This window comes from Streptomyces sp. NPDC029139 (assembly GCF_055564335.1).
Genome location: NZ_JBVHWN010000010.1, coordinates 135555 through 161926, shown reverse-complemented (window position 1 = coordinate 161926; position 26372 = coordinate 135555). Strand labels below are relative to the sequence as shown.

The window sequence follows — 26372 nt, the reverse complement described above, 5'->3', positions numbered from 1 at the left end:
GCTACAGGTCTAGTCCAATGACCAGACTAGCCGTGCGAGTGACCTCCCGCATCGCGCGCGGCACTGTCGCCCGCCGCGGGTGCGGCCGCGTGGCCGGGTCCCGCGTGCACCGTGAACGCCGCCGTCCGCACCTTCCCGCCGTGCTGGAAGTCCAGGAACAGACGGTACGTCCCCGCACTCGGCGCCGTCGCCGTGAAGGAGACGTCCGGTCCCGGGCCGCCCTCGTTCGGGTGGACGTGGAGGTAGGCGAGGTCACCGTCGCGGAGGGCGACGAGGTGGCCGTACGCCCCGAGGTACGGCTCCAGGTCGGTGACCGGCCGGCCGCCCTTGCGGACCCTCAGCTTCAGCTCGCCGGCCCTGCCCGGGGCGAGGGCGCCGGCCAGCGTGACCTGGTAGTCGTCGACCGTCGCGGTCGGCGCGGCGGCCGGCAACGGCCGCGGCGCGTACGCGCCCGGTACGGACAGGTCCACGCCCAGCGTCACGCCCTCGGCGCCCTTCACCGCGGGCTTGAAGTCGGCGAAGGCCTTGTAGCCGCCCGCGGCGGGCAGGTCGACCGGTGTCGACCAGGTGCCGTCGGCCGCGCGCACGGGGTGCAGGTGGCGGTAGACCGTGAGGTCCCGCGAAGCCACGATGAAGTGCAGCTCCTTGCCGTGCTCCGTGGTGTACGCGGTGACCTTCCGGCCTGCCGCGTCCTTGATCGAGAACTTCAGGACGCTCTTGCCGACGGCGGGCCTGGGTGTCTCCATGGCCAGCGTGTAGCCGCCCTCGGAGACCTGGAGGCCACCTGCGGCGGGGGCGTTCGCGGCGCCTTCCCCATGCCCCGCGTGACCGCCCGCCCCGGCCTCCGCACCCGACTCCGCGCTCGGCTTCGACGCCGCGCGCTCCCCGTGCGCGGCCTTCGCCGGCTCGCCCACGGGTCCGATGCCCTGGCCGACCCCGTACGCGGTCCCGAAGGTCGCGGCGAGCGCGGCGGCGAAGGCGGTGATCTTCACACCGGTGTTCATGGCAGCTCTCCCGTACGTGAGTACCCGTTCAATGCACTTCACGATACCCCTAGGGGGTATAAAGTCAAGGCGAGGAGATGCTTGCGTGGCGTACCTCCGGGGGGTATACATTGATCTCAGACGGATACCCCCTCAGGGTATCCGGACCCCAGCGAGGAGGAAGACATGGGTTCCTGCTGTACTCCTGACCACAGCTGCTCGACCACCGCGGAGGGCGCCACCACCGCCGTCGCCGACAGCACCGCCACCGTCTACGCCGTGTCCGGCATGACCTGCGGACACTGCAGGACCGCGATCACCACCGCGGTCGGCGCGCTCGACGGAGTCGTCTCCGTGGACGTCGACATCGCCGGCGGCCTGGTGACCGTGACGACCGGCGGGACGCCCGACGACGCCGCGATCGCCGCCGCCGTCGACGACGCCGGCTACGAACTCACCGGCCGCGCCTGACCGCCCGGCCGCGCCCGACCCCGGCCGCCGGGGCCCGCCCATGGGCCCCGGCCCCCGAGTTCCCGACATCAGGGCCGGCCGCCACGAGCCTCCACAGAAAGAGGTGCATCTTGTCCACCACGACGACACCCGGCGCCGCCCAGGTCGAACTCGCCATCGGCGGCATGACCTGCGCCTCGTGCGCGGCCCGTATCGAGAAGAAGCTCAACCGCATGGACGGGGTCGAGGCCACCGTCAACTACGCCACCGAGAAGGCGAAGGTCACCTTCGCCGCGGACGCCGACGTCTCGGTCCAGGATCTGATCGCCACCGTCGAGGCCACCGGCTACACCGCCGCCGAACCCACTCCCCCGAAGGTCGAGTCCGCCGGCGTGGAAGGACCCACCGACGAGGAGAAGGCGGACGAGGAGCTGCGCCCCCTCAAGCAGCGGCTGATCACCGCCGTCGCCCTCGCCGTGCCGGTCATCGCGATGGCGATGGTCCCGGCACTCCAGATCGAGTACTGGCAGTGGCTGAGCCTCACCCTCGCCGCGCCGGTCGTCGTCTACGCCGCCTGGCCGTTCCACCGGGCCGCGTGGACCAACGCCCGGCACGGCGCGGCGACGATGGACACGCTGATCTCGGTCGGCACCCTCGCCGCGTTCCTGTGGTCGCTGTGGGCGCTGTTCTTCGGCACCGCCGGTACGCCGGGGATGACGCACCCCTTCGAGTTCACGATCGCCCGCACCGACGGCGCCGGGAACATCTACCTGGAGGCCGCGGCCGGCGTCACCGCCTTCATCCTGGCCGGCCGCTACTTCGAGGCGCGTTCCAAGCGCAAGGCGGGAGCGGCGCTCAAGGCGCTGATGCAGCTGGGCGCCAAGGAGGTGACGGTCCTCAGGAACGGCCGCGAGGTCACCGTACCGACCGCCGAACTCGCCGTGGGGGACCGCTTCCTGGTCCGCCCGGGCGAGAAGATCGCCACCGACGGCACCGTCGTCGAGGGCTCCTCCGCCGTCGACGCCTCCATGCTCACCGGCGAGTCCGTGCCGGTCGAGGTCTCCGTCGGCGACTCCGTCACCGGCGCGACCCTGAACGCCGGCGGCCGCCTGGTCGTGGAGGCCACCCGCGTAGGCACTGACACCCAACTCGCCCGCATGGCCAAGCTGGTCGAGGACGCCCAGAACGGCAAGGCCGCCGCCCAGCGGCTCGCCGACAGGATCTCCGCGGTCTTCGTCCCCATCGTGATCGCGCTCGCGCTCGGCACCCTCGGCTTCTGGCTCGGCACCGGTTCCGGTCTCACGGCCGCCTTCACCGCCGCCGTCGCCGTACTGATCATCGCCTGCCCGTGCGCCCTCGGCCTGGCGACCCCGACCGCTCTCATGGTCGGCACCGGCCGTGGCGCCCAGCTCGGCATCCTCATCAAGGGCCCCGAGGTCCTGGAGACCACCCGCAAGGTCGACACGATCGTCCTGGACAAGACGGGCACCGTCACCACCGGCCGGATGACCCTGATCAAGGTCCACACCGCCGAAGGTGTCGACGAGAGCGACGTCCTGCGGCTCGCGGGCGCCCTGGAGCACTCCTCCGAGCACCCCATCGCCCAGGCCGTCGCCACCGGAGCCGCCGCCGTGGTCGGCACGCTCCCCACCCCCGAGGACTTCGCCAACGTGCCCGGTCTCGGTGTGCAGGGCGTCGTGGAGGGCCACGCGGTCCTCGTCGGCCGCGAGAAGCTCCTCGAAGAGTGGGCCATGGAGCTGCCGCGGCCGCTGAAGTCCGCGAAGGACGAGGCCGAGAAGTCCGGGAAGACGGCCATCGCGGTCGCCTGGGACGGCAGGGCCCGTGCGGTCCTGGAGGTGGCCGACGCCATCAAGGAGACCAGCCCCGAGGCCGTCCGGCGGCTGCGCGCGCTCGGCCTGACCCCGATCCTGCTGACCGGCGACAACAAGGCCGTCGCCGAGTCCGTCGCCGCCGAGGTCGGCATCGACGAGGTCATCGCGGAGGTCATGCCGCAGGACAAGGTCGACGTCGTCAGGCGCCTGCAGGGTGAGGGCCGTTCGGTCGCCATGGTCGGCGACGGCGTCAACGACGCCGCCGCGCTCGCCCAGGCCGATCTCGGTCTGGCCATGGGCACGGGGACGGACGCCGCCATCGAGGCCGGCGACCTGACCCTCGTACGAGGGGATCTGCGGGCCGCGGCCGACGCCATCCGGCTCTCCCGCAGGACGCTCGGCACGATCCGCTCGAACCTGTTCTGGGCCTTCGCCTACAACGTGGCGGCCCTGCCGCTCGCCGCGGCCGGACTGCTCAACCCGATGATCGCGGGGGCCGCGATGGCCTTCTCCTCGGTCTTCGTGGTCGGCAACAGCCTGCGCCTGCGCGGCTTCCAGGCCGCCGACCGCTGACATCCCCGCGGACATGCGAGGAGGCCGTCGTGGCCGGTTGCCTACAGCACAAGGAAGACCTCATCAGGCGCCTGCGGCGCATCGAGGGGCAGGTCCGGGGGGTGCAGCGGATGGTGGACGAGGACGCCTACTGCATCGACGTGCCGACCCGGGTCTCGGCCATCGACGCGGCCTCCAGTCCTGCGCCATGGCCCTCCTGGACGAGCACCACAGTTGCTGTGTCACGGAGGCGATCGCCCAGGGCGGGGACCAGGCGAAGGTGCAGGTGGGCGAGGCCGCGGCACGCGGGGGTCCTGCGACTGGTCGGACGGTACGACCCGGCCCTGCGGGCGACCGTGCTCGACCACGCGCGGCCGGCGGTGTTCTGCCTCCCGGGGCGCGCCCGCCGGGTCGTGGTTTTCTCGGGGGCCGTGGACACGCTCGCCGACGCCCAGTCGGCGGCGGCGGCGCTCGCGCACGAGCGGGCCCACATCACCGGGCGCCACCATCTGCTGATGGCGGCGGCGTTCGCCGCGGTGTTCCCGCGGCTCCCCCTGGCGCGGCACGGCGGGACGGCCGTACCGCTGCGGCTCGAAATTACGGCGCCCGAACGGGCGTTGCGCCACTGCACGCGTGACGCGCCCTCCCCGACTGGCGGCCGCTCGACGCCGAGATCGTCTTCTAGGGCGTGTGCCCCGACTGTCTGGGCGACGCCGTGGCCGAGGGCGACTGAAACCACCCCCGGCCACGGCGCTCCTCACACGGAACGCGACACGGACAGCGAGCCGCGCGTCAGCGCGTCGCGGCCATGGTCACGGCCAGGGCCACGACCCCCGCCGCCCACAGAGCCGTACGGCCCACGACTCCCCCGCCGCCGATGCGGCCGTCCGCCGCCGGGCGCCACAGCGCCGCCGGCTCCGACCACAGGTAGGCGGGGAAGCCGGCGCCGAACACCAGGCACGCGGTCAGCCAGTATCCGGCGCTCGGTGCCCGGAGCCGCGCCCGGACGACGATGTCGACCAGGACGGCCGCCCCGGCCACGAGAACCGCCCAGGCGAGCCAGGCGGTGGAGATGAACCGCCAGTACAGCACCGGCACCAGGGCGGAGAGACCGCCCAACCTCTCCAGCGGATCCTCCCTGTCGAAGGCGACCGGCACACCGCCGCCGCCCTCCCCCGCGAGTTCCTTCCGCACCAACGCCTCGAAAGCCGCCTCACCGCCCTCGCCCCCCGGAAGGGTCTCGAAGCGGTGCGTCAGCTCCTTGTCGCCGGCGAACCCGGTGGTCCACCGCACCCCTACTGCGTCGGGGGCGTTGTAGAAGACATGGACCACCGAGGTCCGGCCGGCGCGCACGTCGTCGAGCAGATCTCGCAGCGGAGCCTGGCGCGGCACCAGGTTCGACAGCAGGTCGACGACCGCGGCGAGCAGGAGCAGCAGCGCGAGCGCCCGAAGCGACCGGTGCACCGGGCCTCGGGCCCGTACGGGAAGACGGTCGAGTGCACGCACGGCCACTCCTGTCCCCTCTCTTGTCATCAGTCGGCAACGGTCAGAAATCGACCGTCATCGTCCAGTAGTAGGTCTGGTGCAGGGTGCCCATCTGCTTCCCCTGCCCGATGTCCGGGATGAGGTGCGTCAGGGACTCCGTGCCGGTCTCGTTGTACGCGGCGAAGGCGACCGTGAAGGTGCGTTCCCGCTTGTTGACGTTGATGACCTGGTGGATCTGATCGTAGGAGCCCATGAACGCCTCCGGAACCCCGGAGCCCTTCGCGCCGTCGGTCAGCATGCCGGTGATGTCGTTGAAGAAGTTGGTCTTGGGGTCCTTGTAGGAGGACCTTCCGCCCAGCTTGGCGGGGTCGATGTCGTAGTCGGCCGCCTCGATCTGCTCCTTGAGCTGGTTGACGATGTTGAGGCTGTGCTTGTTGGCGGCGAGTTGCTGGGTCATGAAGCTGCCGACGCCGAAGGCCCGGTTGCCTCCCTTGCCGTTCAGCCACTCGTTGAGCAGGTCGTTCCAGGTGTCGGTGGAGCCGATTCCCGCGATGTCGGCGCAGCCGGCCGCGACGCCGGAGGAGACCATGGCGCCTTCGACGCACGGGGTGGTCTCGTGGGTGAGGACCTGGACGTACTTCTTCAGGTCGACGCCGAGCGCGTGGTAGAGGCCGCCCTTCCACTTCTTGGCGATGTTGTTGAGCGCGCGCTGGCAGGCGGAGTCGCAGCCACCGCCGCCACCACCGCCGCCACCGCCACCGCCGCCACCGCCACCGCCGCCGCCACCGCCGCCGCCCTGGTACTCGGGGCACTGCGGGTTGGTGAGGCTGGGACACGGCGCGCCGCCGCCACCACCGCTGGAGACCGGGATGCCGCCCTTGCAGGTGATGCCGTACTTGCTCGGGTTATCGCACTCGGGCACCTTCTCGCCCGTCGGGTCGGCTTGCGTGACCGGGTTGTTGTTGGCGTAGGCGTAACCGTTGAGCGACTGTGCCTGGTCCAGGGTCAGCTTGGGGTCGGCGCTGATGAACTGCCCGATGGTCGGGTCGTACTGCCGGGCGCCGACGTGCGTCAGGCCCGTGGTGGTGTCGACGGTCTTGCCCAGGAAGCCCTTGTCGTCGGGCCAGGCGCTCCCGGTGACGGTGCCGCGGGTCTGGCCGAAGACGCCGGTGTAGCGCTTGCTGAACGTCTGGGTGCTGTCCGAGCCGATGGCCAGGCTCTGCGTGCCGTGGTGGTCACCGGTCAGGTAGGACACCTTCTGGGTGCCGGACTGGTTGGACCGGACGGCGACGTTCATGCTGCCGGAGGCGTACGAGCGCTGCGCCCAGGTCGTTCCGTTGGCCCGCAGGTGCAGCTCGGTGGCCCCGGCGTACAGGATCCGCTCGCCGCCCGCGGTGGCACGGACGAGCAGGGTGCCGTCGGCGTCGTACAGGTAGTCGGTGGCCTTGCCGCTCTCGGTCAGCTTCGACAGCTGGCCGGTCGGGGACCACACGAGGTCCTGCACGCCGGTGGCACCGGGCCGCTTGGTGGTGTTGCCGGTGGTGTCGTAGGAGTAGGACCGGTCGGGGGTGGTGCAGTTGGCGCTGGTGCTGGTGCCGGCCAGGCTGTGCTTGCGGGCCGCCGTCCAGCAGTACGTCGTCTTCGTGTCCCCGGTGCTCTTGTGGGAGGTGACGGAGGTGCGCTGGCCCGCGGTGTTGTACGTGTACGAGTCCCAGTACGGCGCCGGGCCGGAGAGGGAGGTCGCGCTGCGCGGGTCGGCGCAGTTCTGCGAGGACGGGGTCCAGGCTTCGGTCATCCGGCGGTGGCCGTCGTAGGTGAAGCACTGGGTCTCGGCCTTGCCGGCGCCGCCGAGCAGCGTCGGGTCGGTGATCGAGGTGATGTTCCCGGCCTGGTCGAAGGCGTAGTTCAGGTCCTGGAGCATGTACGGGTGGGTCTGGTCGGTGACGTGACTGCGAGTCAGCCGGCCGGTGCCCTCCTCGTAGGTGTTCGTGACGTACGTCTTCTTGACGGCCTCCGTGTTCGCCGTGCCGAGCGTGAGCTGCTGGGCTCGGCCGAGGGCGGAGTAGTCGACGCCGAGGAGGTAGCCGGTGGCGCCGGTGATCGAGGTGACGAGCCCGAGGTTGTCGTACCCGTAGGAGATCGTCTCCGATGCGAGGCCGCCGAGCGCGGGCTCGGTGGTGTTCTGCAGCGATCCGTCGATGTTGTAGTAGCTGCTGTACGACAGGGTCTGGGGCGCTCCGGCGGCCACCAGCGGGTCGGTGGCGGGCAGGGTGATGGTCGAGGCGGTGGGCCGGGACAGGGTGTCGTAGGCGGTCACCGACCTCGTGTACGCCTGGCCGGTCTTGCCGCCGACGTAACGGGTGGCGTCGGCGCGCCGGCCCTTGAGGACGGTGTCGTAGGTGTAGCCGGTGAGCTGGTTGGCGTCGCTGACCGAGCCCGTCCAGGTGCCGGTGACGCGGCCGAGTTCGTCGTAGCCGGTGAGGACGGTGCCACGGGTGTCGGTGACCTTCGTCGGCCGGTCGAGGGCGTCGTACCAGGTGGTCGATGCGCCCTTGTCGGGGTCGGTGACGGTGAACTCGCGGCCGAACAGGTCGTGCGTGTAGGTCCACTCGGCGCCGTCGGGGCCGGTGACCTTGTTCTGCTTGCCGTCGAGGGTGAAGCCGAACCGGGTGGACGCGTAGGAGACGCCGAGGGCGCCTCCGTACTGGGTGTCGGTCGGCTGCGGGCCCGCGTACTCGCGGGTCTCCACGGCGCGGCCGCGGGCGTCGGTGATCGTCCGGGTCGCGGTGCCGCCCTCGGTGGCGGTGACGGCGGTCGAGTCACCGGTGTAGGTGGTGGACGTGGACCACTTCTTCACGCCGTACACGAGCAGGCTGCTGGTGACCGCCCGGCCGGCGCCGTCGTAGACGGTCTCGGTCTGCTGGGGCGCCTCGCCGTACTCGGCCCGCGTGTACGTGCCGTTCGGGGTGGAGGTGGTGTCGAAGATCTGCTCGTACGTCTCGTAGGTCATGCCGCGCGAGTCGTACCGGGTGTCGGTCAGCAGCCGTCCGCCGTCGGGGGTCGGTGCCTGGGTCTGGAGCGGACGCAGCAGCGCGTCGTAGATCGTGTACGTGGTGTTGTAGGTGGTGCCGTCCTTCTTCAGCTTCGCCGTGGACACCCAGGACTGCTGGGTGTTGGACATCGTGTACGTGTACTTCTGGCTGGGGCTGTAGCCGCCGGCCCGGTTGCGGTCGGGCAGCCAGACGTCGGTGAGCCGGCCGAGGGCGTCGTACTCGGTCTCGGTCTTCTTCAGGTTGGCGTCGTAGATGCGCAGCGGCTGGCCGCGGCGGGCGTCGAAGAAGGTCGTCGTCCGGAACCCCTTGGGGTCTGTGGCGATCGTCTTGGTCAGCGGGCCCGCGTCGACCGGGGTGTACGCGGTGACGGTCGCCTTGTCGTGGGCGTCCGAGAGGGACACCGGGCGGCCGAGCGTGTCGTAGCCGGTGGCGGAGAGCTTCTGCCAGGTGGGCTGGTTGTCCGTGCCGTAGCTCTTGGCCCGTCCGGTCCAGGTCGCCAGGCCCTTGGTCGGCTTCATCGTGGTCGACCAGACGGCACCGTCGTAGGCGGTGGCGGTGTCGGAGAGCACGTCACCGCGGCGCGAGGAGTCGGCGGGCAGGTCGAGGTCGGTGTCCGTGACGGAGCACGGGCGGCCGACGATCCGGGTGCGCGAGGCCAGCGAGACGAGCCCGATGGCGGTGTCCCGGGCGTACCAGGTGTACTCGCAGGTCTCGTCGCCGGTCGTGGCGTCGTCGCCGCGGTCCTCGACGCGGTACGGCATGCCGTAGGCGTCGTGGTCGGTGACGGTGGTGTGGGCGCGCCAGGTGTTCGACGCGGTGAGCAGCGTGTGGCTGGTCGACCGGGCCACGCGCACGAAGCGGGCGACGTGGTCGGCGGCGTCGGGGACGGTCTGGCGGGCGGTCTCCTTCAGCCACGGCGTGTGGACCTCCGCACCGATGGCGGTGGCCCCGTCGTAGGTGACCTTCTGCCGCAGCTTGCCCTGATAGGCGTCGCTGTCGGTGACGGAGGCCGCGCCGATGGCGGGGGTGGTGAGCGGGGCGAGGGTGACGGACTTGGTGGTGCCGTCCTTCTTCTTGTCGCCGTCCATGCCCTGGAAGAACAGGGAGACGGTCTTGGAGCGGGTGGTGTTCAGGGCGCCGCTGTACGCGGTGACCTGGCGGTAGCCGCGCCATTCGGACCAGGTCCGCTCGGCCTTGGGCGTGAAGGGCTCGTCGCTGTGGTGCCAGGCGGCGCCCGCGTAGCTGTAGGCGTGCTCGACGGTGTCGTTCTGACCCGCCGGGTCGGAGACGGCGACGGCCAGCACGCGGTACTTGTGGAACCAGTCGATGGACGCGTCCGCGGCGCCGTTGATGTTCCAGAACTGCGGGTAGCAGCTACGGGTGTTGGTGTCCTCGGCGGCGCCGAGGACCTCACCGCGGACGCACTCGGCGGCGGACAGGGTGACGGTGGTGATGGCGCCGGTCTCCGAGGTGACGGTGGAGATCCGGGGCCGCGTCAGCGGCAGGATGTTGTCCGTGCCGTCCACCCGGTTGGGGCGCATGTGGTACGTGAAGGAGACGGGCTTCAACTGGATCGCGGTGCTGCCCGCCTCCGCGATGCGGACGATCGACTGGAGCGCCAGTACGTGGTCGGAGCTGTCGCCGATGTCGCCGCCGTCCAGGTACTTCTGGTTCAGGGCCCAGGAGTCGACCGGGTCGTAGGCGCTGGTCGTGGCGTTCCACGAGAAGGTGTTGACGCTCGTCGTGCGCTTGCGGGAGAAGAACGACGGGCCGCCGGACTTGCAGTCGGTGTCGTCCTTTGAGCAGATCGCGTCGAAGGGGACGTCCGGCCAGTTGTCGGAGGTGGCGTCCGTCAGGGAGGTGCAGTCGGCGACGGTGCACCGCTCGGCGTGGCCGAAGGTGACCTTGGCATCGGCGTCGTCGGTGAACAGGGCGCCCTTGCGCAGGCCGTACTTGATCTCGGTGAGGTAGCCGCCGCGGATGTACGGGGTGCCGGCCTTGGTGGCCTTGTTCTTCTCGTAGTAGTTCGACTCGGAGGTGTACCAGTACGTGGAGGCGTTCCCGGACGGGTCCTCGACCAGGTCCAGGTTCCACCGCCATGCCTGGGTCAGCGCCCGGTCCGCGAACGCGGTCCCGCTGGAGTAGCCGGGCTCGCCCGAGTCGTCGCCGAAGACGGGGACGGTCCAGGTGGAGTGGGTGCGCTGGGTGGTGGCACCGTCGAGGACGTTCTTGCCGAAGGTGTAGGTGGTTCCGTCGGCGGTGACGACGGTCCAGTACTCGCCGTTGTCGTCGCCGTTGTCGGCGCCGGTGGAGCGGGTCACCTTCGAGGCGTCGTCGCTCTCCAGGTGCCAGGCGCCGGTGGTGTTGTCCTTGACCAGCCGGTCGGCCTTGCCGTTGAGGACGAGCCGGGCGTTGTCGTACTTCCAGCAGCGGTCGAAGACGTCGGTGTGGCCGTCCTTGTCACAGCTGCCGTACGAGCGCTCGATGTAGGACTCGCCGAGCGAGAAGCCCTCGCCGACGGCGCTGCCCTGGTTGTTCGAGGTCGCGGTGCGGCCGTCGACGCTGCCGGAGTCGTAGGACAGCGCGAGCGACGGCGTGGGGCCGGCCGCGGCGGGCGGCAGGGTGAAGCCGTAGTTCCAGGTGAACGAGCCCGAGCCTGAGCCCGCCTGCCAGGACGAGGACGCGGCGAGCGGGGTGGCGGAGTAGTCGCCCGAGCCGTTCGCGGCCTCGCCGCCGCCGACGCCCTCGGCGGTCACCGCGAAGACGGTGGCGCCGGAGGTGGCCGTGGCGGCGGCCGGTGCGGCGGTCAGCAGCTGGGCCGACGGGCCCGACGCGGCCTCGGCGAGCGGGAGTTCACCCGACACGGTCCGCGCGGTGCGGTCGTTGTGGGAGGCCACCGGGGTCTGGGTGCGACACTCGGGCTTCGCCGGAGTGGTCAGCGCGCACGCGGGCAGGGTGACCAGGCGCAGTCGCCCGGACCAGCCGCCGCCGACGGCGGAGGCGAAGGCGCCGTAGTCGACGGTGACCTTGGCGGCGCCGGCCGTGTCGGCCTCGGCGGTCAGCAGCACACCGGTGACACCGGCCTTACGGGTGCCCTGCTGGTCGATCACGGTGATCCGTGCCCCGGCGGCCGGGGCGCCGCCGCCCTTGCCGTCCTTCGGGGTCACCGTCACCGGCAGCCCGCCCGGGGTCGCGGTGCCCGCCCTGCCGCCGGCCAGCGGCAGCTCGGCCGATCCGCCGACCGGCCAGGCGGCCTGCTGTTCGCGTGCGGCCTGCGCGGCCAGGCCGTCGTCGGCCTTCCGTTCCCGCTCGACCCGCTCGCGGGCCTGCTTGGCCCCGCCGCCCTTGACCTCCCGCACCTTGCTGACCCGCTGCTCGGGTACGTCGGGCCGGCCGAGACCCCCGATGCCGGCCGCCTGTGCGACCGGTGTCAGGCCCACCGGTACGGCCAGCGCCAGTGCCAGCGCCGCCGCGAGGGTGCCGGCGCGGCGTCCGCCGCCACCGTCCCCTCTGTCGAATCTGCCCATGCCCATCAACATCTGAAGGCCCACCCCGAGAAATGAGAAAAAAGACGAACAGTGGAATCGAACGGTGGAAAAACCACACGCCGAAAGGATTCGGCGCGTGGGGACGACAAGGGCGGGGGCCGTCCGGTCCTTCCGGGACCGGACGGCCCCCGCCCTCCCTTCGCGTCGGTCAGTCGCCGACGCGCGTCTCGATCTGGTCGGGGCTCGCCATCGCCCCGGCCCAGAGGCGTACTTCGGCGATCCGTGCGGGCAGGTGGTGGCCCCACGCGGTGGACGTGAAGCCCTTGCCCAGGGTGAAGTCACCCGTGCCGACCTTCGCCGTGAACGCCTTGTCGGCGCCGTTCTGGTTGTGACCCAGGTAGAGGCCGATGGTGCCCTCCTGGGCGTCGTACACGCCGGTCAGCCGGACCACGCTGTCCATGTCCGCGACCTCGTCGGAGACGACCGAGGACCAGGTGGTGCCGTCGGCGAGGAGCCGGCCGAAGTGCCACTTGCCGACAGGGCTGGTCTTCTCCTCACCGGTCTCGGGGTCGAGGGCGCTGTCCTTGCCGGTGAGCTGGAACCAGAAGCCCCAGGCCGACCCGTCCGCCGCCCGCTGCCCGACGACCTGGCCCGTGTGGCCGATGGGCTTGGTGAGCAGCTTCGCGCTGTCCAGCCGTACCGCCGTCGTCGCCGTGAAGGACCCCACGTCGTCCAGGACCGGACCGGCGGCGGTGGCCGCGTCGTCCACGCCGTCGAGGACGATCTCGCCGCCGACGACGGTGGCGCCGCCGGACAGGGTCAGCGCCGGACCGTAGCCGCCGGCCGAGTTCGGCACCGTGGTGCCGGTGGCGTCGGCCGCGTTCCAGTCGGCGACGAGCTCGGCGCCCGCGTACGCCGCCGAGGTCATGAGCTTCGCCTCGTCGGCGATCTCCTTCGCCGAGAGGACCCGCTGCCAGACCGCGACCTCGTCGATGCTGCCCTTGAACGGCAGACCGTACGCGCTGTTGTACTTGTAGCGGCCGAACTGCATCGGGCCGGTCGCGGACCAGGAGCTGACCACGTTGGTGTTGACCGCCTCCAGCTTGCCGTTGACGAACAGCTGGAGCGTCTTGACCGCCGGGTCGTAGGTGCCCGCGAGGTGCGTCCACACGCCGACCCGCGCCGGGGTGACCGCCTTGCGGCCCCAGTACGCGTCGGCCGTGGGCTCGTCCTTCTCCTTCACACCGAAGTACCAGGTGTCGTACGGCTTCTCGTAGGTGACCACGAAGGGGCTGTACTGGGAGCCGTCCTGCGACAGGACGACACCGGTGGCGTCCTTGTTGTCCAGCCGCACCCAGGCCGAGAAGGAGTAGCCGGAGCGGGTCTCCAGGACCCCGGCGGAGGTGGCCGCGTGGCCGCCGCCGTTGAGCAGCAGACCGCGGTCGGTGACCGGAGTGGCCAGCGGGACGCCGTTGGCGTCGTGGGTCAGCAGCCCGCGTCGGCCCCGGTCGTCCCGGGTCGCCGTACCGGCCAGGGTGGCGTCTTGGCGGACGGTGTCGGCGCCGCTGTCGACGGCGGCACCGGTGCTCTCGCCGAAGTTCCAGCGGCCGACGGGCCCGGCGCCCGAGGCGACGAGGTAGTCGATGACCTGCTGGGCGCCGGCGCGGCCGAGCGAGTCGACGGCCCGCGCGTACAGCCGGTGCGTACCGGAGCGGTCCGGCTTGACGGTGGCCTTGAAGAGGCACGGGCTGCCGGCCGTGCACGTGTTGGACCAGGTCGCCTGCTCCGTGGAGCGGTACTGGAAGTTGGTGATGTCGGTGTCACCGGTGGCCGGGGTGAAGGAGACCACGGCCGACACGCCCGGACCGCCGGCGGCGACGCAGGAGTTCGGCAGACACTCCGAGTACGGCGTCCCCAACGTGATCTTGGGGACCTTCGGCGCCGTCGTGTCGATGGTGAAGTAGCACGGGGTGGTGTAGCCGGTGTTGAGCCGGTTCGAACCGTCCTCGTAGTACGAGAGCGTCAGCGCGAGGAGCCGGTACTTCACGCCCTCGGAGAGCGTCGGCAGGCTCTTCGTCTGGTTGACGTTGTCCCCGACGTATCCGCTGGTCGGGCTGTCGACGTCGGTGTGCGCGGTCACCCACGCGGCGCCGTCCCACTTCTGCGTACGCCAGCGGACGCGCAGGCTGGCACCGGACTCGCCACCCGCCGCGGTCTGCGGGCGGCCGTTCACGGCCGGCGTCGGGTCGCTGATGACGGCCGGGTCGGCGGAGTTCGTCGAGCAGACCGTGCCGCTGCCGCTGACCAGTCCCACGCCCGTGGGCAGGGCGGGCAGGGCCACGTACTTCACGGCGAGGACGGCGTCGTTCTTGAAGCGCTTCCAGGCCGAGGTGTCGGACTCGTCTTGCGCCCGGATCTCCAGCGTGAGGCGGGAGAACTTGCCCGCGGCGAAGGACTTCACCGTCGGGGTGAGGTTCTCGTTGGTCTCCTCCGGGTTGTCGTTGAACTCGATCGGCGCGTCCGGGGAGTCCGGGTCACAGAGCGAGCCCCGCCCGGCCGAGACGTGCCGGTCGACCATCCAGTCCAGCTCCGCGGGCCGCGAGGTCCAGGTGGTGGAGGAGGAGATGTTGTCGGTACGGACCAGGTCGACCCAGCGCGGGTCGCACTGGAACGCCCACGGCTCGGTCACCCGGAAGGTGGCGTCCAGGACGTTCTTGCCCTTGAGGCTGGCCGGGGAGAACTCGAAGTACAGCCGCTGCACATAGCCCGGGCCGCAGTAGTAGCCGTTCCAGGTACCGCACTTGCCCGCGCCCATGCCGCGGTCGTCGGAGCCGTTGCCCCAGCCGTACGACTCGTAGCCGTCGGAGCGCAGCAGCGTCCGCTCCGACTCGCCCCACGTCACCGTCGGATCGATGAACAGCGGGTACGCGGAGGCGGGGGTGGAGGTCAGCATCGTGGCGTCCGGCACGACCGACAGCGTGTCCTTGCCGAGCTTCACGCCCATCCGGCGGACCTTGTCCCCCTGGCCGGGCGCGTGCCCGGTCCCGGAGGGCGCCGTCTCGGAGACATCGGCGGAGCCGCGGGGCGCGGGGGCTGCGGACGGAGCGGCCGCAGGTCCGGCGGCCGGGTTGGCGGCCGCCCGCTTCGACGGCGCCGGCGCGGCCTGCTGGACGGACTGCTGGGCGGCGGCCTTGCCCGCCGAGTCCCACATCTGGGCGGGCGGCGCCTTGAACACCGTACGGCCGTCGCCGTCGACCGCGGCCAAGGCGCCGGTCGCGCCCTTGCGGACGGACAGGCCCTTGGTCCGCAGGCCGAAGGTCAGCTCCTTGAGCTTCTTGTCCGCGGCGGCCTTGGGCGTCTTGACGACCAGTACGTGCTGGAAACTCTCGACGGTGGCCGTGACCTTCAGGTCGACGTCCGGCAGCACGTTCGGGTAGACCGCGCTCGTGCCCTCGATGCGGGGCGCCGGCAGCTTGCCGGGCCATTCCAGGGCCAGCGAGCGCCCGGCGTCCTCGATCGAGACCAGTGCGTCCTTGTCACCGCCACGGGAGAACGACATGTGCGCCGCGGCCGCCTTCGGGCCGATCGACCCGTCAGGACGCCGCAGCAGCGTCGCGTCCGGTGCCCGCCAGCCACCGCCGGGGGCCGCCACGCGCACCGGGACGACGGACTGCTCCAGCGTGAAGGTGGAGCCGTCCGGGTTCGCGAACACGGTGGTGCGCTCCGAGCGTTCACTCGTCACCTCCACGCGCTTGCCCGACTTCTTCGCCGCCTCCAGGGCACGCCGGCCCTCCGACGCGGTCGGTTCCGCGCCGGCTGTCGGCTCGGCGGCCACGGCCGTTCCGGCCGGCACCACCCCGAGCAGAGTGGTGGCCGCCGTCGCCAGCGCCACGGCGGCCCCACCGAGGCGATAACCCGCCCCGTTTCTTCGTCTCTTGGCAAGATGCTCCATAGGACCGGTCTGCCCCCACCTGTCATTCCAGAGATCCACATCGAACCGACGGATTGAATCCCGGCCGATTACGGACCGTCAAGGACGAGTCAAAGGTCGGTATGCGATCGTGCACTATGTGATCTGTGACCTGGATCACGGGCCGGAAATTTCCCCGGACGTCCGAACTCTCATATGGCAGGGTCTAGCGGGGCGATTCAACGGGATCCGCAGGGATGCGGGGGGGTCTGCTGCGCTGCATGAAAAAACGCCACCAGGACGCGTACGGGAAGCGATCAGGCTCTCGCCGTCTCTCTCGAACTCCGCGCCCGCACCGCGCGGGAGAACCCGATCCGCGGTTCCAACGGGAATCCTGGACTGACGATCTGACGCATGCTCTCCTCCATCAGTGGCCGCCGAGACCCGGAAGGCACGTGCCGTCCATCGTGCGGCCGGCGACCTCGGCCGTGACGCCGTCGAGGTCACCGATGCGGCCGTTGACGCACACCTTGCCGTGGCCGCCGCCGACCAGGACGTTCTTCAGGGGCTTGCCGAACACGCCCCGTGTCTCCAACTCGTTCGGCTGGACGCCGATGACCGGGGCGACCGCATCCCGCAACTCGGCCTCCGTAGCCGACTTCCCCGCGAACGTCCGCAGTACGGCTCCGAGCGCCTCCGCCTCGTCCTCCGCCCCGGCCCGCTGCTCCGGGGTGAGCTCCATCTCGCGCCGGTAGCCGTGGTTCTCGGCGTACTTGTCGGCCATATCGTTCGGGTCGTACGCGGGGTCGCACGGCCCCAAGTCCGCGGGCCGGGCACCCTCCGGGGCGGGGCAGCTCGGCGTCCCCGTCGCCGCCCCGGCGCCCAGCCGGTCGTCCGGGGGGACGGCGCAGCCGCCGGCGGCGAGGGTGACCAGGAGCAGGACGGAGGCTGCCGCGGCAGGGCGGGGGCGAGAGCGCATGATCCCATCCTGAACGCCCGGCCGACCCGCCGCGGCCGGTGGCCAAGAGATGTGATCGACCCGTTGCCCGGACTTGGGCTGAAGGCGACGGGCTTGTCCCGGCCGCCGATCACCAGCTGGAGCAGAGACCGTTCTCCGGACAGAACATGACCTGTATGGCGTTGTAGCCGGCCCGCACCGTCAGGGACGCCGGATCCGGACCGTAGGTGATGTACGACCCGGGTCCGCCGTGGCGGTGAAGGTGACCGTCGTGCCGACCGGGAAGCTCGCGTGGCAGGTGCCCGTCGGCGGCTGCTGCGGTTCCGTCTCGCTGTACGGCGGCCACGCCTGCTGGTGGCAGTGATCCCGGCCGGTTGGCTCGTGACCGTGCCGCCACCCCAGACGTCGCTGACCCACGCGACACCCGACATGACGGTACGGTCGAGTGGCCGGCGAAGCCCGGGGCTGTACGCCCCCGTGCGCACGGTCCGGGCGCTCGCGTCAGCTCACGAGGTGGATCGCCAGCCCGCCGATCAGCGCGCTCGACACCAGGGCCGTCGCGAGCCGCCCCCTCGGTCCCGTCAGGCCCCGGCCGAGCAGGGCGCCGCCCGAGGCGAGGAGGAGCTGCCAGCTGGCGGAGGCGGCCAGGGCGGCCAGGACGAAGGCCGTACGGTCCAGGGGTGTGGCCGGACCCGCGGGACCCGTCGCCAGGATCAGGGCGACGAAGTAGATCACGGTCATGGGGTTGAGGATCGTGATGCCCAGGAACGTGAGGAAGGCCCGCAGCGGGGTCAGCGGGCTGTCGCGGTCGTCGCGCGTCGCGAGGTTCCGCGCGCGGTAGGCCCGTACCGCCGTCCATGCCGCGCGGGCCGCCAGAGCCACCAGGACCACCGCGGAGGCCCAGCGCAGCGGGGTCATGACGGGGGTGAGGAGCGGCACGAGCGCCGAGCCGCCCAGGACGGCGATCATGGCGTAGAGGCCGTCCGCCGCGGCGACGCCGAGGGCCGCGCCCGCTCCCGTACGCCAGCCCGTGCGCGCCGTGACCGCGACGAGGTAGGCGCCGACCGCGCCGACCGGGATCGCGATGCCGTAGCCGGCGAGCAGGCCGGCCACCACCGCGGCGGTCACGCGACGGACGGGATCGCGCCTCCGGGGGAGCCGGGCTGCTGCTGTCGGCGGTAGCTCGCGCCGTCCTTCGTACGGGAGAGGTGGCCGCCGGTCACCAGGTAGCGGCGCAGGGCCGGGAAGTCGTCGTGGACGCCCCGCAGGGCGTCGTTGACCTCGGGCTCGCTGTAGGAACGGCTCGGCTCGAAGAGCGACTCGGCGAGGTGGGCGAGCAGTTGTGCGCGGCGCTGCGCCTTGCGCGGGATCGCCTTCAGGCGCCCTTCGGCGGAGAAGAGATCCGCCACCGGGCGCGCTACGGGGTGGGAAGTCATGCCCCGAAGCGTGGCGCGCCCCGCAGGCGCCCGGCAACGGGTTTTCGCGGAACCGGGGGCGGGGGGGGTGCTCACTCAGCCGCCGGGCCGCAGCCGGGAAAAGGGGCCGCCCGATGTCCGGGTCGGACATCGGGCGGCTTCTTCGCCGAGCACACGGGTGCTGACGTCACGCGGAGACCTTCTCGCCCTGCGGGGCGGACGAGGGGCCGGGCTCGGCGGCGGGGGACGCGTCGCTCCTCATGACGAGGAGTGTGGTGACGCCGCCGACCGCGGCGATGATCGCGGCGCCGGTGAAGGCGGCCGAGAAGCCGTCGGTGAGGGCGGGCAGATCACCGATCCTGTCGGCGCCCTGGGACATGGCGACGGCGGTCAGCGCGGCCAGACCGAGCGCGGAGCCGACGTTGTAGGTGGTGTTGACGATGCCGGAGGCGAGACCGGCCTGCTCCTGCGGGGCTCCGGCCATCGCGGCGATCATCGCCGGGATGTAGGCCAGGGACATGCCGAGCGCGGCGACCAGCGAGGCGGGCAGGACGTCGACCAGGAAGGTGCCGGTCGGCGGGACCGCCGCCAGCCAGACGAGACCGGCCGCCAGGAGCAGCAGACCGCCGGCGATCAGCGGCTTGGCACCGAACCTGCCCAGGAGGCGGGCGGTGATGGCCGTCATGAAGATCATCAGCAGGACGGTCATCGGGAGCAGGGCCGCACCGGAGGCGAAGGCACCGTAGCCGAGGACCTGCTGCAGGTAGAGGTTGAGGAAGTACCACATCGGGATCCAGGCGGCGCCGAGCAGTGTCATCGCCAGGTTGGCCGGGCCGAGGCGCGGGACGCGCCACACGCTGAGCGGCATGAGGGGTTCGCGCACCGACCTCTGGATCACGAAGAAGAGGACGAGGAGGGCAGCGGCGCCGACCAGCTCCAGGATGGTGGCGGTGGCGCCCCAGCCGACCTCGGGGGCCCGGACCACGGCGAACACGGCGAGCGCGAGACCGGCGGTGACGGCGACGGCGCCGAGGATGTCGACGGAGCCGCGACGGGGCTCGACGGCCGGGAGCAGCTTGGTGGCGGCGAGGGTGGCGAGGCCGATCGGGATGTAGATGATGAAGACCCACTGCCAGCTCATCCACTCGGTGAAGACACCGCCGAGGAAGACGCCCGCGGTACCGCCGGCGGGAGCGGCGGCGCCGTAGAGCGCCATCGCCTTGCCGAGCTCCTTCGGGTCGTGCATGAAGAGCATCATCAGGAGCGTCATGGCGGAGGGCGCGATCAGCGCACCGCCGACGCCCTGGACGGCGCGGCCGACGATCTCGACCCAGGCGGTCTGCGCGGCGGCGGCGACCACCGAGCCGGCGATCATGACCGCCCAGCCGGAGACGAAGATCCTGCGGGCTCCGAGGAGGTCGGAGAGGCGGCCCCCGAGGAGCAGGAGCCCGCCGAAGACGATGACGTACGCATTGAAGATCCACTGGAGCTCGCTCTGCGAGAAGCCCAGGTCCTTCTGCATCTCGGGAAGCGCGACTCCGATGATCGAAGTGTCCATGATGACCATGAACTGGGCGGCCGCGAGCACGACAAGTGCCCACCAGCGCCGGGGATTGACGGTTGACATGATCCTGCCCCTTCACTCGATTTATACCCCCTAGGGGTACCTCCGGAGAGCAAGTTAGCATACCCCCTAGGGGTATGGAAGAGAGCGTGCGGAAGGGGATGGGGGCGCGGTCCCGGGAGCCGGGCAGAATGACCGCATGACCGCAGACGGCGAAGAAGAACTGCTCCGGCGCTGGACCTCGACCCTGCTCGCGGCCCGCGCCGGCCGCGAGGGCCCGGACCCCGTCCCGTACGGCCGGAATCTCCTCACCCGCTGGGCGGAGCCGCAGCGCAAGTACCACACGGTCGCCCACCTGCGGGCGGTCCTCGACCGCATCGACGAGCTGGCCGGTCACGGTGGGGACGTGGAGCTGGCCCGCCTCGGCGCCTGGTTCCACGACGCGGTCTACCGCCCGGACCGCTCCGAGAACGAGGAACGCTCGGCCGCCCTGGCGGAGAAGGCCCTGACGGAGGCGGGACTGAGCGCCCACGACGTGGCCGAGGTGGCCCGCCTGGTCCGCCTCACGATCACCCACGACCCGGCGGACGGCGACATCGACGGCGCGATCCTCTGCGACGCGGACCTCGCGATCCTGGCCACGGACGCGGATACGTACGGGGGGTACGTGCGTGCGGTCCGCGAGGAGTACGCCTTCGTCCCCGACGCCGCCTTCCGCGAGGGCCGGGCGGCGGTCCTGCGCCAACTGCTGGCCCTGCCCCGCCTCTTCCGCACCCCGTACGGAGCGGCACACTGGGAGTCATCGGCCCGCCGGAACCTGGCGACCGAGCTGACGATCCTGACGGCGACGAACTGCCCACCGCCGACCGTGGAGAACCGTTCCGAATGACGAGACGGTGCCGGGCGGGGGAATGTCAGGCACAAACAGCCCGTTGACCCATGTCATGCCGCCTTCCTCCGCCGAGCGCACGACATCAGCACCCGAAGCCCCCGCCCCCACCCGCATGCCCCTGGCCGTCTACATCCTCGGCCTCTCCGTCTTCGCGCTCGGCACGAGCGAGTTCATGCTGTCCGGTCTGCTGCAGGCCATCGCCGACGACATGAACGTCTCCATCCCCCGCGCCGGCCTCCTCATCTCCGCCTTCGCCATCGGCATGGTCGTCGGCGCCCCGCTCCTCGCCGCCGCGACCCTGCGCCTCCCGCGCAAGACGACCCTGGTCGCCCTGATCACCCTCTTCGGCCTCGGCCAGGTCGCCGGCGCCCTCGCCCCGAACTACGCCGTCCTCTTCGCCTCGCGCGTCGTGAGCGCCCTCGCCTGCGCCGGCTTCTGGGCGGTCGGGGCCGCCGTCGCCATCGCGATGGTCCCCGTCGGCTCCCGCGCCCGCGCCATGGCGGTCATGATCGGCGGTCTCTCGATCGCCAACGTCCTCGGCGTCCCCGCCGGCGCCTTCCTCGGCGAGCACCTCGGCTGGCGCTCCGCGTTCTGGGCGGTCGGCGCGGCCTCCGCCGTCGCGCTCGTCGGCGTGGTGACCCGTATCCCGCACCTCCCGCGGCCCGCGACCACGCCCCGCCTCAAGCGCGAGCTGGTCATCTACCGCGACCGGCAGGTGCTGCTCTCGATCGTGATCACCGCGCTCGCCGCGGGCGGCGTCTTCTGCGCGTTCTCCTACCTGGCCCCGGTCATCACCGACGTCGCCGGGATCGACACCCGCTGGGTCTCCGCGATCCTCGGCCTCTTCGGCATCGGCGCGCTGATCGGTACGACGATCGGCGGCCGGGTCGCCGACGCCCACCTCTTCGGAGTCCTGCTCAGCGGCATCACCGCCTCGACGGTCTTCCTGGTCGCCCTGGCCCTCTTCGCCTCAAGCCCGGTCGCCGTGGTCGCCCTCTCCTTCCTCCTCGGCGTCTCCGCCTTCTACACCGCGCCCGCCCTCAACGCCCGCATGTTCAACGTCGCCGGCGCCGCCCCGACCCTCGCGGGCGCCACCACCACCGCCGCCTTCAACCTGGGCAACACGGCGGGCCCGTGGTTCGGCGGCACCGTCATCGACGCGGACTTCGGCTTCGCCGCGACGGCGTGGGCGGGAGCGGCGATGACGGTGGTGGCGCTGGGGACGGTCACGCTCTCCCTGCGACTGACCAAGTCCCGCTCACGGGTGGTCATGGGCGTCCGCGCGCAGGAGCCGGCGCGGGTTTCCTCGGAGGAGCCGGCGCGGTCGGACCGAGAGAGCGTCCTGCACAAGGCACGTCAGCAGGGGTGACCGCATCCCGCTCCGGAGGCGGCGGCGGTCGCCGCCCCCTGCGGAGCGCGCCACCGCGGGTCGCCTGACACTCCGGTCGGTCAGGGCGCCGGGGGCCAGTCCTCCGGCCGCCCCTTCGGCCGCCGCAGCCCAGCCCCTGTCAGCAGCCGGACGATCTCCTTCGAGCCGACCTCGACGGCACCGGCCGCCACCGCGGAGGCGTACCGGTCGGACGGGATGTCGTAGTGGTCGCGCTCGAAGGCGCGAGGCGGGCAGCCGATGGCGGCGGCGAAGGCGTGCAGCTCCTCGAAGGAGACGTCGCTGACGAGATGCGACCACATGCGGCCGTGGCCCGGCCAGGTCGGCGGATCGATGTAGAGCGTCACGTCAGGACCGCCGTCACGTCAGACCACCGACCGGCGCGACGACCACGCCCGCCTTGCCGCAGACCCAGTGCGGGTCCGGGCCGAGCTCGGGTTCGACGTCCAGGGCGTGCGGCTCACCGGAGGAGCAGACCGGGCAGAGCGGCCAGCGGCCGTACCGCTCCAGAAGGGCGTCCTGCACGTCCTGGGCGACGAGCCCGGCGACGTACGTGATGCCCTCCGGCCACTGCTCGACCCACCACCGGCGGTGGGTGACGGAGTCCTCGACCATCGACACGACCTCGGCCGCGGCCACGTTCCGCGCCGCCAGATCAGCGAGGACCAGGGCGCGGGCGGTGTGCAGCGCCTGCTCCAGGGGGTCGATGTCGTCCATGCACACATTGTCACCCGACAAGCCTCGGCGGCGCAGGCCCCTCCCGCACCCGGAACTCCGGCGGGACCAACCGGGGCCCCGAGGGGTCTTGACGCTCTGACCAGCCGAAAATATCTTTCAGGTGTGACCAATGACGTGAAGGAAAGTTTCAGCCTGGGGGGTGGGCACCCCGGCAGGGACGCCCCTCCCGCACCCGCCGCCCTCGCGGCCAAGGTGCGCACCCTCGCGCCGTCCATGACCCGCTCCATGCAGCGGGTCGCCGAAGCCGTCGCCGGGGACCCGGCCGGCTGCGCCGCCCTCACGGTCACCGGCCTCGCCGAACTCACCGGGACCAGCGAGGCGACCGTGGTCCGCACCGCCCGCCTCCTCGGCTACCCCGGCTACCGCGACCTGCGCCTCGCGCTCGCCGGACTCGCCGCCCAGCAGCAGTCCGGACGCGCGCCCTCCGTCACCGCCGACATCGCCGTCGACGACCCGATCGCCGACGTGGTCGCGAAGCTGGCCTACGACGAGCAGCAGACCCTCGCCGACACCGCCGCCGGACTCGACACCGTCCAGCTCGGCGCCGCCGTCGCCGCCCTCGCCACCGCCCGCCGCATCGACATCTACGGCGTCGGCGCCTCGGGCCTCGTCGCCCAGGACCTCGGCCAGAAGCTCCTTCGTATCGGCCTCCTCGCGCACGCGCACAGCGACCCGCACCTCGCCGTCACCAACGCGGTGCAGCTCCGCTCCGGCGACGTCGCCATCGCCATCACCCACTCCGGTTCGACCGGCGACGTCATAGAACCGCTGCGCGTCGCCTTCGACCACGGCGCGACCACCGTCGCGATCACCGGCCGCCCGGACGGGCCCGTGACGCAGTACGCCGACCACATCCTGACCACCTCCACCGCCCGCGAGAGCGAACTGCGCCCCGCCGCCATGTCGTCCCGCACCAGTCAACTCCTGGTCGTGGACTGCCTCTTCACCTGCGTCACCCAACGTACGTACGAGACGGCGGCCCCCGCCCTCGCGGCCTCGTACGAAGCCCTCGCCCACCGCCACTCCCCCCGCACCCGCTGACGACCACAGCACCGAAAGAGCCGCACGTGTCTTCTACGTACTCCGAGCTTCAGGCGCAGCTGGCCAACCTCACCACCGAGGCGTTCCGGCCCGAGCTCGCGGAGATCGACCAGCTCCCGACCCTCGACATCGCCCGCACCATGAACGCCGAGGACCAGACCGTCCCCGCCGCCGTCGCCGCGCAGCTGCCGCGGATCGCCGCCGCGATCGACGCCACCGCCGCCCGCATGGCCCGCGGCGGCCGGCTGATCTACGCCGGCGCCGGCACGGCCGGCCGGCTCGGCGTCCTCGACGCCAGCGAGTGCCCGCCCACCTTCAACACCGACCCCTCGGAGGTCGTCGGCCTGATCGCGGGCGGACCCTCGGCGATGGTGCGGGCGGTCGAGGGGGCGGAGGACTCGAAGGAGCTCGCGGCCCAGGACCTCGACGCCCTCCACCTCACGGCCGACGACACGGTGGTCGGCGTCTCCGCCTCCGGCCGCACCCCGTACGCCATCGGCGCCGTCGAACACGCCCGCGCGCGGGGCGCGCTGACGATCGGCCTGTCCTGCAACGCGGCCAGCGGGCTCGCGGCCGCCGCCGAGCACGGCATCGAGGTCGTCACCGGCCCCGAACTCCTCACCGGCTCCACCCGGTTGAAGGCGGGCACGGCCCAGAAGCTGGTTCTCAACATGATCTCGACGATCACGATGATCCGGCTCGGCAAGACGTACGGAAACCTCATGGTCGACGTCCGCGCCTCCAACGACAAGCTCCAGGCGCGCTCCCGGCGGATCGTCGCCCTCGCCACCGGCGCGCCGGACGAGCGGATCGAGGCCGCGCTCACCGAGGCGGACGGGGAGGTGAAGACGGCGATCCTGATGATCCTGACCGGCATCGACGCCAAGACGGCGGCAGACCGCCTCACCGGCTCCCGCGGCCACCTGCGCGCGGCCCTCACCCCCTGACCGTCCAGGGGGTGCCAGGCGTCACGTGCCAGGCGGGACGTTCGCCGCACACCCTAACAGGACGTGTCGGAGGCCGGCCGCACCCCCGTCCGCAGGAACGCGGTCACCGCCCGGTCCCCGCACGCGTTGCCGTTCCCCAGGTACATCCCGTGCCCGCCCTGGTCGACGGTGACCAGACGGGCGCGCGCGCCCAGCGCCTCGCGCATCTTCAGCCCGGCGGTGTACGGCGTCGAGGGGTCGCGCAGACTCTGAATCTGCAGGATGTTGGACGGGCCGCGGTCGGTGATCCGGGCCGGTCGCTCGGCCGGGGCCTTCCAGAAGGAGCAGGGCGTGATGTTGACGGGCATCCCGCCGGTCAGCGGATACCGGGCCCGGTCGGCGGCGACGGCCCGCTCGTGCGCCGGGACGGAGCGCGGCCACGACACGTCGTTGCAGATCACGCCCACCATGACCGCCACGGCCTCCTGGCTCATCGCCCCGGCCAGCTCCCCCGGCAGCGCGACCGGCTGGTCGGCGGGCGCCTGCGCCCCGGTGATCAGCCGGGCGAGACCCGGGAAGGCCGCGTCGGAGTAGAGCCCGCTCTGCACCGCCTGCAACAGCATCGCGCCCGTCATCGGCACACCCGGCCGCGTCGACTCCTTCGGCTCCCGGTCCAGCGCGGCGGCGAGTCCGAGGACCAGCGGCCGTACGTCCTCAGCCCGCTCGGCGAGCCGCAGACCCTCCTTCGCCCGGTCCGGGTGCGCCGCCCAGGCGGCGAAGTCGGGGAACCGCTCCTCGGCTCCGCGCGACATGTACGCCAGCCAGCCCCGGGCGACCCGCCTCGGGTCCGGGTCGCTCGCACTGTCCAGGACCCAGCGGTCCGTACGCCGCGGGAACTTCTGCGCGTACAACGCCCCGACGTACGTCCCGTACGACACGCTCCAGGCAGAGATCCTCTCCTCCCCCAGCGCCTGCCGCAGCCGGTCCAGGTCGCGGACCTGGTTGGCCGTGGTGAAGCCGAGCAGCCGCTCCCCGCCGTTGCGCAGACATGCCTCGGCGGTCCGCCGGGCCCGCGCGACGTTCACGTCGATCGACCCGTCGGCGGCAGGCCAGGACCGCAGGGTCACCAGCCGCCGGTCGCCCTCGTCGAGCCCGCAGTCCGCGGTCGTGCTCCCGCCGACCCCGCGCGGGTCGAAGGCCACGAGGTCGTACGCCCCGCCCATCTCCTTCGCCAGCGCGGCCCCCTTCTGCGTGAGCCGCTGCACCCCGGAGCTGCCCGGCCCGCCGGGAATCACCATCAGCGTTCCACGCCGCGCCTCGGGCCGTTCGCTCCGGATCCGCGACACGGCGAGGGAGACCCGGGGCCCACCGGGATCGCCGTAGTCCTGCGGCACGCTGAGGGTGGCGCACTCCTGGGTGGCGGGACCGCCCTCCTTGGCGCAGTTCGTCCACACGAGCCCCCTCCCGGAGTCGGTGGCCCGGGCGGTGGTGGCGGTGAGGGAGGCCGCGACGGCGGCGGCGGAGAGAGCGAGAACGAGGCCGGTGCGTCGGTAAGTCGTCATGCGCACAGCTTCGTTGGCGCCGCCTCGCACTCCCATCCGGCAGCCGGGTCGGTACGGGGTGGGGCTATCCCCCTCACCTGACCCCCGCGCAATGAGCCCGGCGTCCCGGTCGTTGCCTCCTCTTCGTCTCCAGCAC

General features: G+C 71.9%; 18 protein-coding genes and 1 pseudogene. 8 read left to right on the top strand and 11 right to left on the bottom strand.

Features of this window, described 5'->3' with window-relative positions; all coding sequences use genetic code 11:
* Positions 1 to 26 precede the first annotated feature (26 nt).
* Entirely contained in the window at positions 27 to 1004 is a 978-nt protein-coding gene (locus ACZ4VW_RS22595) for a hypothetical protein (RefSeq protein WP_467965110.1), read from the bottom strand.
* Between the two features lie 165 nt (positions 1005 to 1169).
* On the opposite strand from ACZ4VW_RS22595, the gene ACZ4VW_RS22590 reads away from it, so the two are divergent.
* The 3 genes and pseudogenes from ACZ4VW_RS22590 to ACZ4VW_RS22580 form a co-directional block, all read left to right on the top strand.
* A complete protein-coding gene (locus ACZ4VW_RS22590) occupies positions 1170 to 1454 on the top strand; it encodes a cation transporter (protein ID WP_467965108.1) in 285 nt (94 codons plus the stop codon).
* A gap of 110 nt (positions 1455 to 1564) precedes the next feature.
* Complete coding sequence (locus tag ACZ4VW_RS22585) at positions 1565 to 3838, top strand: heavy metal translocating P-type ATPase (RefSeq protein ID WP_467965106.1); 2274 nt, start codon at positions 1565 to 1567, stop codon at positions 3836 to 3838.
* 29 nt (positions 3839 to 3867) lie between these two features.
* A pseudogene (locus tag ACZ4VW_RS22580) lies at positions 3868 to 3951 on the top strand (metal-sensing transcriptional repressor); the annotation flags it as partial.
* Between the two features lie 14 nt (positions 3952 to 3965).
* Here ACZ4VW_RS22580 and ACZ4VW_RS22575 read toward each other — a convergent pair.
* Positions 3966 to 4313: a hypothetical protein gene (locus ACZ4VW_RS22575; RefSeq protein WP_467965104.1), complete on the bottom strand. Its 348-nt coding sequence runs from the start codon at positions 4311 to 4313 to the stop codon at positions 3966 to 3968.
* Between ACZ4VW_RS22575 and ACZ4VW_RS22570 the strand changes: the two genes are divergently transcribed.
* Positions 4198 to 4893, top strand: a complete 696-nt coding sequence (locus ACZ4VW_RS22570; protein WP_467965323.1) for a M48 family metalloprotease — start codon at positions 4198 to 4200, stop codon at positions 4891 to 4893. The genes ACZ4VW_RS22575 and ACZ4VW_RS22570 overlap by 116 nt on opposite strands.
* A 470-nt stretch (positions 4894 to 5363) precedes the next feature.
* On the opposite strand, the gene ACZ4VW_RS22565 is transcribed toward ACZ4VW_RS22570, so the two are convergent.
* The 6 genes from ACZ4VW_RS22565 to ACZ4VW_RS22540 form a co-directional block, all read right to left on the bottom strand.
* Complete coding sequence (locus ACZ4VW_RS22565; protein WP_467965102.1) at positions 5364 to 11882, bottom strand: RHS repeat domain-containing protein; 6519 nt, start codon at positions 11880 to 11882, stop codon at positions 5364 to 5366.
* 169 nt (positions 11883 to 12051) lie between these two features.
* Entirely contained in the window at positions 12052 to 15795 is a 3744-nt protein-coding gene (locus ACZ4VW_RS22560) for a laminin G domain-containing protein (protein WP_467965100.1), read from the bottom strand.
* Positions 15796 to 16180: 385 nt separating this feature from the next.
* A complete protein-coding gene (locus tag ACZ4VW_RS22555; RefSeq protein WP_467965097.1) occupies positions 16181 to 16732 on the bottom strand; it encodes a precorrin-3B C(17)-methyltransferase in 552 nt (183 codons plus the stop codon).
* A 480-nt stretch (positions 16733 to 17212) separates the two neighbouring features.
* On the bottom strand, positions 17213 to 17839 hold the full coding sequence (locus ACZ4VW_RS22550) for a LysE family transporter (protein WP_467965095.1): 627 nt from the start codon (positions 17837 to 17839) through the stop codon (positions 17213 to 17215).
* Positions 17836 to 18147, bottom strand: a complete 312-nt coding sequence (locus ACZ4VW_RS22545; RefSeq protein ID WP_467965093.1) for a DUF2087 domain-containing protein — start codon at positions 18145 to 18147, stop codon at positions 17836 to 17838. Before ACZ4VW_RS22545 ends, ACZ4VW_RS22550 begins: the two co-directional genes overlap by 4 nt.
* A gap of 166 nt (positions 18148 to 18313) precedes the next feature.
* The gene (locus ACZ4VW_RS22540) at positions 18314 to 19753 is read right to left on the bottom strand and encodes an MFS transporter (protein ID WP_467965091.1); all 1440 of its coding nucleotides are present in this window, start codon (positions 19751 to 19753) and stop codon (positions 18314 to 18316) included.
* A 136-nt stretch (positions 19754 to 19889) separates the two neighbouring features.
* On the opposite strand from ACZ4VW_RS22540, the gene ACZ4VW_RS22535 reads away from it, so the two are divergent.
* Positions 19890 to 20579, top strand: coding sequence for an HD domain-containing protein (locus tag ACZ4VW_RS22535; protein WP_467965089.1), 690 nt, complete (start codon positions 19890 to 19892; stop codon positions 20577 to 20579).
* Between the two features lie 115 nt (positions 20580 to 20694).
* The gene (locus ACZ4VW_RS22530) at positions 20695 to 21951 is read left to right on the top strand and encodes a Cmx/CmrA family chloramphenicol efflux MFS transporter (RefSeq protein ID WP_467965321.1); all 1257 of its coding nucleotides are present in this window, start codon (positions 20695 to 20697) and stop codon (positions 21949 to 21951) included.
* Between the two features lie 80 nt (positions 21952 to 22031).
* Here ACZ4VW_RS22530 and ACZ4VW_RS22525 read toward each other — a convergent pair whose 3' ends face one another.
* The gene (locus ACZ4VW_RS22525; protein ID WP_467965088.1) at positions 22032 to 22316 is read right to left on the bottom strand and encodes a DUF4031 domain-containing protein; all 285 of its coding nucleotides are present in this window, start codon (positions 22314 to 22316) and stop codon (positions 22032 to 22034) included.
* Positions 22317 to 22329: 13 nt separating this feature from the next.
* Positions 22330 to 22686, bottom strand: a complete 357-nt coding sequence (locus ACZ4VW_RS22520) for a hypothetical protein (protein WP_467965086.1) — start codon at positions 22684 to 22686, stop codon at positions 22330 to 22332.
* Positions 22687 to 22809: 123 nt separating this feature from the next.
* Between ACZ4VW_RS22520 and ACZ4VW_RS22515 the strand changes: the two genes are divergently transcribed.
* Positions 22810 to 23748 (top strand): MurR/RpiR family transcriptional regulator, encoded by a 939-nt coding sequence (locus ACZ4VW_RS22515; protein ID WP_467965084.1) that lies wholly within the window; start codon positions 22810 to 22812, stop codon positions 23746 to 23748.
* 26 nt (positions 23749 to 23774) lie between these two features.
* Complete coding sequence (gene murQ / locus ACZ4VW_RS22510; protein WP_467965082.1) at positions 23775 to 24695, top strand: N-acetylmuramic acid 6-phosphate etherase; 921 nt, start codon at positions 23775 to 23777, stop codon at positions 24693 to 24695.
* Positions 24696 to 24748: 53 nt separating this feature from the next.
* On the opposite strand, the gene ACZ4VW_RS22505 is transcribed toward murQ, so the two are convergent.
* Entirely contained in the window at positions 24749 to 26236 is a 1488-nt protein-coding gene (locus tag ACZ4VW_RS22505; RefSeq protein ID WP_467965080.1) for an alpha/beta hydrolase, read from the bottom strand.
* Positions 26237 to 26372: the final 136 nt, after the last annotated feature.